Origin of the sequence: Kocuria subflava (assembly GCF_012163155.1) — a bacterium.
Lineage (GTDB): Bacteria > Actinomycetota > Actinomycetes > Actinomycetales > Micrococcaceae > Kocuria > Kocuria subflava.
In genome coordinates, this window is sequence record NZ_JAAVUN010000213.1 from 1 (window position 1) to 549 (window position 549).

At 67.4% G+C, this 549-nt stretch carries 1 protein-coding gene; it reads left to right on the forward strand.

All coding sequences use genetic code 11. The annotated features are described in order from the left end of the window. Positions 1 to 194: 194 nt before the first annotated feature. Positions 195 to 549: 30S ribosomal protein S13 (rpsM, locus tag GTW58_RS13820; protein WP_168023635.1), on the forward strand; the 355-nt coding region annotated here is incomplete at its 3' end.

Genomic DNA, 549 nt, shown 5'->3' on the forward strand with positions numbered 1-549 from the left:
GTCAGGGCTGATTCAGCCCCGATGCACAGCCCGCAACCGCGGGTGACATTGCACCGCTCCCGACCGGAGAGATTCAGGCGGGCACCCTCGGACAACAGAGGCCGAGGACCGCGGCACCGCAAGGACACCGTCCCTGCAGCCGGACCGCGGAAAGCGATGCTCCAGACCTCTGAGAACTAAGGAGAACCGCCACAATGGCTCGTCTCGCAGGCGTCGATCTGCCCCGCGAAAAGCGGATCGAAATCGCCCTTACCTACATCTACGGCGTGGGCCGCACTCGTGCGCTCGCGCCTCACGGGGCCACCGAGATCTCGGGAGACATCCGGGTCAAGGACCTCACCGATGCGCAGCTCGTCCAGCTGCGTGACTACATCGAGGGCAACTACAAGGTGGAGGGTGACCTTCGCCGTGAGGTGGCCGCCGACATCCGCCGCAAGGTCGAGATCGGCAGCTACCAGGGTCTGCGTCACCGCCGGGGTGTGCCCCGGCACGGTCAGGGCCCCAAGACGGACGCCCGCCCCCCTAAGGGTCCGAAGCGCACCGGCGCCC